This window comes from Polynucleobacter sp. Latsch14-2 (assembly GCF_018881925.1).
Classification (GTDB): Bacteria; Pseudomonadota; Gammaproteobacteria; order Burkholderiales; family Burkholderiaceae; genus Polynucleobacter.
Window position 1 is genome coordinate 1 of record NZ_JACVPL010000028.1, and the last position, 8040, is coordinate 8040.

General features: G+C 40.4%; 9 protein-coding genes and 1 pseudogene. 7 read left to right on the forward strand and 3 right to left on the reverse strand.

Features of this window, described 5'->3' with window-relative positions:
• Positions 1-120, forward strand: a pseudogene (locus ICN46_RS11620) (IS30 family transposase); the annotation flags it as partial.
• On the forward strand, positions 113-598 hold the full coding sequence (locus tag ICN46_RS11625) for a hypothetical protein (protein WP_216209002.1): 486 nt from the start codon (positions 113-115) through the stop codon (positions 596-598). The pseudogene ICN46_RS11620 and the gene ICN46_RS11625, both read left to right, overlap by 8 nt.
• Positions 599-611: 13 nt before the next feature.
• Here ICN46_RS11625 and ICN46_RS11630 read toward each other — a convergent pair whose 3' ends face one another.
• Both ICN46_RS11630 and ICN46_RS11635 read right to left on the reverse strand, forming a co-directional pair.
• Positions 612-1925: a glycoside hydrolase family 99 protein gene (locus tag ICN46_RS11630; protein ID WP_216209005.1), complete on the reverse strand. Its 1314-nt coding sequence runs from the start codon at positions 1923-1925 to the stop codon at positions 612-614.
• A 52-nt stretch (positions 1926-1977) separates the two neighbouring features.
• A complete protein-coding gene (locus tag ICN46_RS11635) occupies positions 1978-3066 on the reverse strand; it encodes a glycosyltransferase (protein WP_216209008.1) in 1089 nt (362 codons plus the stop codon).
• A 59-nt stretch (positions 3067-3125) separates the two neighbouring features.
• Between ICN46_RS11635 and ICN46_RS11640 the strand changes: the two genes are divergently transcribed.
• From ICN46_RS11640 to ICN46_RS11660, 5 genes are read left to right on the forward strand one after another with little or no spacing between them, the layout of a single operon-like run.
• Positions 3126-4298 (forward strand): hypothetical protein, encoded by a 1173-nt coding sequence (locus ICN46_RS11640; protein ID WP_216209010.1) that lies wholly within the window; start codon positions 3126-3128, stop codon positions 4296-4298.
• The gene (locus ICN46_RS11645; protein ID WP_215344234.1) at positions 4288-4524 is read left to right on the forward strand and encodes an acyl carrier protein; all 237 of its coding nucleotides are present in this window, start codon (positions 4288-4290) and stop codon (positions 4522-4524) included. The genes ICN46_RS11640 and ICN46_RS11645 overlap by 11 nt, the downstream gene beginning before the upstream one ends.
• The gene (locus ICN46_RS11650) at positions 4524-5942 is read left to right on the forward strand and encodes an AMP-binding protein (RefSeq protein WP_216209013.1); all 1419 of its coding nucleotides are present in this window, start codon (positions 4524-4526) and stop codon (positions 5940-5942) included. Before ICN46_RS11645 ends, ICN46_RS11650 begins: the two co-directional genes overlap by 1 nt.
• A 55-nt stretch (positions 5943-5997) precedes the next feature.
• The gene (locus tag ICN46_RS11655) at positions 5998-7428 is read left to right on the forward strand and encodes a mannose-1-phosphate guanylyltransferase/mannose-6-phosphate isomerase (protein ID WP_216209017.1); all 1431 of its coding nucleotides are present in this window, start codon (positions 5998-6000) and stop codon (positions 7426-7428) included.
• Positions 7429-7458: 30 nt separating this feature from the next.
• A complete protein-coding gene (locus ICN46_RS11660; RefSeq protein WP_216209022.1) occupies positions 7459-7980 on the forward strand; it encodes an aldose epimerase family protein in 522 nt (173 codons plus the stop codon).
• On the opposite strand, the gene ICN46_RS11665 is transcribed toward ICN46_RS11660, so the two are convergent.
• A partial coding sequence (locus ICN46_RS11665; RefSeq protein WP_215336448.1) for an integrase core domain-containing protein occupies positions 7928-8040 on the reverse strand: 113 nt, incomplete at its 5' end. The two genes, ICN46_RS11660 and ICN46_RS11665, sit on opposite strands and share 53 nt — an antisense overlap.

Consider the following 8040-nt stretch of genomic DNA (forward strand, 5'->3'; position numbering starts at 1 on the left):
GATGCAGAGCTTAGAATGATCCAAGACCGATTAAACAACCGACCTAGAAAACGATTAGGATTTAAAACCCCCAATGAAGTCTTTAATCAATCTTTAAACCGTGTTGCACTTCGTGTTTGAATCTACGTTTTATGATGATAAGGATTTAGATGCGTTACATATTTCAAGATTCTTAAAAATAGCTCCTTCCAACAATATCCATCTTGTTGCATTACCATTTGCCGGGCACCCATCATCGCACTATTTGAATGAGCTGGGTGTAATTAAGGACCTGCCGGTGAAGGTTGGGAGTGAAAATACACTAGAGGGCTTGGACTTCTTTTCCAAAAGATTAACCTCCCCATCTTATCTTTACGGCCTCTCTCGTCATATGTTAAAAACCAATAAGCTTAGATCGTCCCTTTTAACTATAGATGCTGCGATTAAAATTAATCCAAAATTTGCTGAATTTTATCGTCATAAAAGCGAGATTATGGAGAGATTGGATAAATTACAGCAGTGCGTTGAGTGCATGCGGGAAGCCATAAAATTGGAGCCTGATAATCCCAATTTCCAGAATCGATTAAGAAATATATTGGTTAGGCAAAAAATTCAATAAATTGACGTCTTTTTTAAAACAAGACCACGCTGGAATCATAACTTTTTTTACCTCTTGATGGAGGTGTTGGATATGAGTTTGAATCTAGCCTCGGAAGCTCTTTAGAAAGTGATTTGCCTTGATATCCGGCTGAAATTAATTGGGTTACCATCAAATACCAATCCGATGGGGGCTGAGATCCATCCGCATTAAGTGTAAGCCAGGCGCCGCTTAAATTACGCTTTTTTATTTTAGGCAATGCTTTAAAAATTGCCGTTCCCTCATCTACTTCATCAAACATTGCAACCTTAATGATAGTGGCGCCGCTCCTTTGGGCGTTGTAAGCCTGCTTCCAAAGAAACTGACCACCATTTCTGGGTATTTGGTTTAATATATTTTCAGGCTTGAGGTTATGCCATGAGAAACCAGGAAATATTACTGGCATATATATCTGTTTATTTATATTTGTACGTTCAATGTCTGGTAGCAATACATTCTGATACCAATTATCAATGCTCTTGCTGTCACTGTATCGCCCAACTGTCCATGGTTGAATAATATCGAGCTCTTCGTAGACGTGTTGCCATTCGATCTCGCCTACGCTATCGTTTTTGAGTGTTCGCCAATATCCAGGAACGCCTCCCATAACAATAAAACCAGAAGCTTTTAGCCAACGAATTAATTTCATAGCTTCTTGGGAATCATCAATATGCTGTCCACCCTTAAATCCAAGACCCCAGAGGCTAATGACTGGCTTTCCTTTAAGCTGTAAATAGTTTGAATTGAAGTCGATGACTTGGGCTTCAATTAGGTATTTGATGTCCAGCTGAATCTGGCTTAGCACCTCGTTTTGGTTAGCCCCACTTAGGTCGTACTCGATTGCAATGACTCTATTGCTCCTCTTGGCTGCCAGGCCGGCCCATCTGAGGACTTGATCATCTTCATTGCGAAGGCTTGGAATATTTGTGACAAAGCGTTGCATTAAGGCCCCGTCAATATCGTACTGCTTGAGCCAATTAAAATGTATGTTGATAACATCGGCAGAGAATGATGAAAATACTTCGACCTCATCACCTCCTTTTACATTGCTTGGTAATTTGCATCTTGAGCTAATTGGTAGTTCGGATACATCGGGAGCTAAATCAACTGTAAGGTGTTGGGAGATGCCTTGGCCTGCAATCCAGTGCTGCCAATGATTATTTGGCGACCCATCGCCAGGACATCGAAACCAGCCCTGATAGCCAACAAGCACTTGGCTATTGCAAGTGCTGAAGTAAATTGAGTTTATAAAAAGCCCTAAAAATAGAATTTTTGCTATTTTTAAGAGTGGGTTACTTATCTTATTCATTACCCAAAATTCTATCGAAGACTTTTTGATTAAATTTCTCGCACTATTACGATTAGGAGAAAGTATCTAGATAATGCTGAATAATGCCCTTATATTTTTCGGCTAAATATTCAGGCTCATATTTTTTTGCCATCTCTTGACCCTTTAGATTTCTCCCTTCGGTGGATAGATTTTGTGCTGCCTCCAGCTTGATGGAGGCATCAATGACTGAAGGTTCAGACCACCAGCTTGTATCGCAATGAGGATAATCATCCTGATTCACAATAGTTTTCTCCCATTGTATTAACAGGGAGTTCTGATGATTTAAAAAATCATTGGGCCCTGAAAAATTTGTTGAGATAACGTAAAGCCCATTTCGTAAGGCCTCTACAAGGGTTCTTCCAAAACCTTCGCTGCGATGTAAGGAGAGGTAGCAATCAGCGCTTTGGTATAAGTCGGAAATTTGATTGGGCGTTAAGATTTGGTTTATCACCTTGATATTTCTACAGTCTTTTATGTACCCCAGATCCTCCAGTTGGCTAGATTTAGCACGGTTAAGTTTCAGGAATAAATAGGCATCCGGATTATTCGTGCTGAATTCAATAAATGCTTTTATGACACCATGGGGATTTTTTCTATTTACTGTGGAGTGCATATCAAACATATATAGCGAAACAAAACTTTCCCCAGGCACACCGAGCGCCTTCCTAAAGTCATATCCACTCATTGGCGGGGAAATAACTGGTAAGGGAATGGCAAGGATAACCTTCTTGATTGTTTTAATGAATGACTCTTGAACAAAGCTGGTGGGACACCAGATATGGTCAACCATAGATAGTGCGTTTGCATGCCTCTCTGGAAAATCGGGTAACTCCCATAAGAAGTAGCCAATTTTAAATTTTCCTAATGTAAATAAATTTGGATATTTTTGATTAAGTAAATTGAATTCAATTGGCGATGTGAAGAAAATCGATATTGGATAGATTTTTTGTGTTTGAGTTCCCCAGTTATTTTTAAGAATATTGCTACTATCGGTAGGAAGATCAATGACTGAAAATGGGATCTTTAAAATGACCAGTAATGCTGCAAAAGACCTTAGATCTTCACCGAGCCCCATTGGTGAGGAGGCATAACCAATTAAGTTGAATCCTTTAGAGCTCATTTGCATAGTTTATACATTAAAATTATTTTTCCTTACACTAATGCGGTTTTGCGTTGTTTATGAGTGACTTTAAGAAAATAAAAAAGCTAATAGATTCAGGCGATATTCCCCTTGGGATGAAAGAGCTTTTAAAGCTAAAAAAAAGATCCTTTTTACCCATAGACCTAACTTATCTACTCGCTGACATTTATGTGTTGAGTAAAATGGATTTCGAGCTTGAGGCTCTTTTGGAGGAAAGTCTTGTACTAAATGAAAAGAAACCCGAATTTCATTTGGAAGTAATTCAATATTTGCATGAAAAAAATAAAGTAGAGATTGCGGGTAAATTTATTAAAAATTCGAGAAGGCGCTTTCCCATGCATTTGGGGTTGCTTACTGAGTTAGCAAAAAATAATATGTTGCTAAATGACACCGATAAGGCAAGCCATACGTTTTTGACAAAAGCTAAGATTGGAAAATTTGAGAATTCTGACTACACAATACTTTGTGAGTTGCTTGGAAAATTAAAAATTAAATCAAACCTAACAAATCATGAGACGGAGTTTTCGAACAATGCGAATGTTAAAAAAATTCTTTTAGCCAAGGTTTATGAAAATTCAGTCTCCCTTGGTTTTGATTGTGAGTTAGGTTTTATTCAAAGGTTACGAGGTTTTGAGCCAACAGACTTATTTCGCTGGGGTACATTGCCATTTGATCAACTGATTCGATTAATTGAGTCTAGGTTCCAAGGTTTTTCCACCGAGGAGTCTTCTTACGTAGAGTATGAAAATACCGAAAGTTTTCATGAGTATTGGTTCTTTGACAGGGAGTATAAGGCAAAAATTCATACTGGATTTAGGATGGGGAATATTTCAGTGGATGATGATATTTATTCCGTTTTTAAAAAATCAAGAATGCATTTTTCTATGCTTGCTAGAAGGCTAAGAGAGGACTTCGAGGATGGAGAAAAGCTATTTGTTTATAAATCAGAATTTATACTAAAGACCTCAGAAATTGAGAGGCTAGCTGCTGTAATTAATAGCTATGGAAAAAATAAGATTCTGATAATTATGAAACTAGGCGAACAATCCTATGATTTTATGGAATTTAGCGACAGTGTAGCCATTGGTTTTTTGAGGGAATATTGGAAGGATGGTAAACATCAAACTATTTCTTTTGATGATTGGGATAAGATAATGCATAAGACAAATGATTATTTTAAATTAGACTTTGGGGGTGAAAGTGGCTACTGAGCTTGGTGTTTTGGAGGTTTTTCGAGCAGTTTTTGGCGATCCTTCGCTTGTGATTGCCGATCGAATGGTTACCGGTGATATTGCTGGATGGGATTCTTTTAAGAATATTGAAATATTGCTCAAATGTGAAAGTCACTTTGGGATTCAATTTAGGTCTAAAGAGATTGATTCAATAAAAACTATTGGAGATTTAATAGCGCTTATTGAACGTAAGGTTACCACTTAATGGCAGGCAGTTTAAGTCTGATTCTTAAATCGGTTTTAGCTGACAAACCGAATCTGGTTGCGCTTGATTATCAGGGTCAAGTTTTGACTTATACCCAACTGTATCAATTGGCATTGGGGATCAGCAAGAAGCATGAGTTTGATTCAAAAAGTTACATAGTGCTTAATGGCGATAGAAGCATTGAGGAATATGCAACAATTTACGCCTGCTGGCTTTTTTCTAAACCCTATATCCCACTTAACCCCAAGTTTTCTGATATTCGTAAGGCTGAAATATTAAGTCAGGTCTTCGATCTTGAGCCCAAGGTCTTTGATGACCTTGCTTACATTATTTTCACAAGTGGAACCACTGGAAAACCAAAGGGAGTACCGATTCATCAATCGCAGATTGCGCAGTATGCGTTAGCGATGCAAAAAAATATTGCTCCCAATTCGTCAGATTCGCTTTTACAAATTCATGATTTCTCATTCGACTACTCAGTAATGGAGTTGGTGGTTGCCTGGACAAATGGGGCTAAATTGATTCATGTCCCAACCGACAAGGCGGTAATGACCCCAAGATATGTCCAGGATCATGAGATCACTCTTTGGATGTCTGTTCCTTCATTAGCGAGCATGGGGCATAAGTTAGGCTTATTGTCCGAAAATTCTTTGCCTTCTCTTCGAGTCGCAATCTTTTCTGGTGAAGCGCTTAATTATGAAACTATTCGTAATTTCTCGAAAGCAGCCCCAAATGCAAAATTGTTAAATTTGCACGGCATTACAGAGGCGACCGTTACTGATACGTATTTTGAGATTGAGCGCAATTTATTAGGTAACGAGGCTCCTCCGCATCCCGCTTATCAGGTAATTCCTATGGGATGGCCGCATTATGGTGTTGAGATCGATTTATTTGATCCTGAGCTCCCAAAAATAGCTAATGGGGTAGGTGAACTTTGCATTTCTGGAAAGCAGGTAACGGTTGGCTATCTTAATAATCCTGAATTAAATTCACAGCGTTTTTTTGAATTTGAGGGTAAGCGTTGGCTTAGAACGGGTGACTTGGCTACATTTACTCAGCAGTATGGATATTGTTATCGTGGAAGAGCTGACCGTCAAATTAAATTGAAGGGCTACCGTATCGAGCTACAGGATATTGAATCAGCTTTGCGTAATGCTGCCAAGACTGATTTGGTTTGCGTTGTTCCATATCCGGTGCTTAATGATGGCTCTATAGAGGGCTTGGTAGGGGTCGTGAGTATTGGCGCTTCTGTTGAGTTTGATTTTGATTTAATCAAAAAGACCTTGCTTGAAATTTTACCTAGCTATATGGTGCCATCTCACATTCTATCTATTGATGAGATGCCTTTGTCTGTTAATGGTAAGGTCGATTTTAAGGTGGTGCAGGAGTGGGTTAAAAGTCACATATCTAGCCCATAACGATGAATTCTGTTACCGTGGCGTTTCAATTTAGCGATATTTCCTGGGGGTAAGATTGGCTAACAATTTAGTTATTCCGGTTATTCTGTCGGGCGGGTCGGGTTCCCGATTGTGGCCACTATCGCGAAGTCTTCGTCCTAAGCAATTCTTACCACTGACGGCGAATGAATCCCTTTTTCAATTGACATTGCACCGTTTAAAAGATTTAAACCCTGGCGCATTGCTTGAGCCCATTATTGTTGCCAATGACGACCATCGTTTTTTGGTAGCAGAACAATGTCGTGAAATTAATGTGCGCCCCGCAAAGTTAATTTTGGAGCCGGTTGCTCGCAATACAGCTCCGGCAATTGCAATTGCCGCCCTAGCTGCAATGATTGATGGCAAAGACCCTCTCTTATTGATATTGCCATCAGACCATTTATTCTCCAATTCTCCGGCTTTTTTAGACTCTGTCCAGGCGGCAAGGGCGGATGCTGAAAAAGGTACCTTAGTCACATTCGGAATTTTGCCAAACTATCCTGAGACAGGTTACGGGTACATTCGCGCAGAGTCTGCTTTTGCGGGTTGTAAGCCCTTAAAGGTTGCTGAGTTTATAGAAAAACCGAATTTAGAGGCCGCGCAACAATATGTGGATAGCGGTAATTATGCTTGGAATAGCGGTATGTTCTTGTTTAAGGCATCCGCCTTTTTAGATGAGCTAAAGCAATTTGATGCTTCTATGTTCACTGCTTGTAAGTCAGCTTGGGAGACTAGCAAGATCGATTTAGACTTTTGCCGTCTTGGCAAAGAAGAGTTTAGTAAGTGCCCATCAGAGTCAATTGATTATGCCGTGATGGAGAAAACCCAAAAGGCTGTTGTAGTTCCTCTAGATGCCGGCTGGAACGACGTAGGCGCATGGTCCTCTGTATGGCAAGTTCAAGCCCAAGATGCGCAAGGTAATGCTATGCGTGGTGATGTTATTTTAGAAAGCACCCGGAATTCCTATGTCCATGCAGACCATCGCTTAGTAACACTCTTAGGTGTAGAGAATTTAGTTGTTGTGGAAACATCGGATGCAGTCTTAGTTGCCCATAAAGATTCTTCGCAAGACGTCAAGAAGATTGTGGATCGCTTAAAGAAGGCTGAGCGCCCTGAAGTAGAGTCCCATCGTGAGGTTTTTCGACCATGGGGCTCATATGACTCTATTGATTATGGCGGACGCTATCAGGTCAAGCGGATTACCGTCAAACCTGGTGCCAAGCTATCCGTACAAATGCATCATCACCGTGCTGAGCACTGGGTTGTAGTTAGTGGTACAGCTCGTGTACGCATTGGAAAGAGTGAGCAAATGGTTACCGAGAATCAGTCTGTTTATATACCCATTGGGGAGGTTCATAGTCTTGAGAATCCCGGTAAGGTTAGCCTAGAGTTAATTGAGGTGCAATCAGGCTCATATCTTGGTGAGGATGACATTGTTCGCTTCGAAGATAAGTATGGCCGGGCTTAATTCTTTAGTTTTTTAGGTTCGGTCATTTCAGTGAACTTGCTGCAGGAGGCGTTTGGCGCGCAAATATTGCAAGCGCAATATGATGCTAAGTCGCCTATCTTTTACCTAAGCCCAATTTCCAAATCTGGGATCCCTCGTCGGGGCGGTGTCCCCATTTTATTTCCCCAGTTCGCTGACCATGGACCGTTCGCTAAGCATGGTTTTGCACGCAATCTTGAGTGGGAGTGTATTGAGCGATTTGATGATGGGGGGCTTCAGGAAGGTGCTAGTTCGCTCTATTGTTTAGAGCTTGCCCCGAATGTTGTCTCTGGCTGGGATCATCATGCTCGACTGGATTTCTTTACTCATATATCTGCCAATGAGCTTGTTCTTACGCTCAAAGTAACTAATTTAGGCTTAAGTTCATTTGCATGGACCGGTGGATTACACCCGTATTTTTATGTTGATGATTTATTAAAGGCTAGGCTTTTTGGATTAGCTGGTTCTGTAGTATCCCCCGTCAAGCCGACATTCCTAAAGTGTTGTTTTCTGCCTGTGCTCGATAGTCTCTAGGCGATATTCTGCCAAGAGAGCTGTGCGGTCTTTCTTCGTTGTAAATGGTGATCCAGTTTT

Bases quoted from the DNA above. Each gene is read 5' to 3' on its own strand.
- ICN46_RS11630 (WP_216209005.1), bottom strand. From the start codon at position 1,925: ATGAATAAGATAAGTAACCCACTCTTAAAAATAGCAAAAATTCTATTT.
- ICN46_RS11635 (WP_216209008.1), bottom strand. From the start codon at position 3,066: ATGAGCTCTAAAGGATTCAACTTAATTGGTTATGCCTCCTCACCAATG.
- ICN46_RS11640 (WP_216209010.1), top strand. From the start codon at position 3,126: ATGAGTGACTTTAAGAAAATAAAAAAGCTAATAGATTCAGGCGATATT.
- ICN46_RS11650 (WP_216209013.1), top strand. From the start codon at position 4,524: ATGGCAGGCAGTTTAAGTCTGATTCTTAAATCGGTTTTAGCTGACAAA.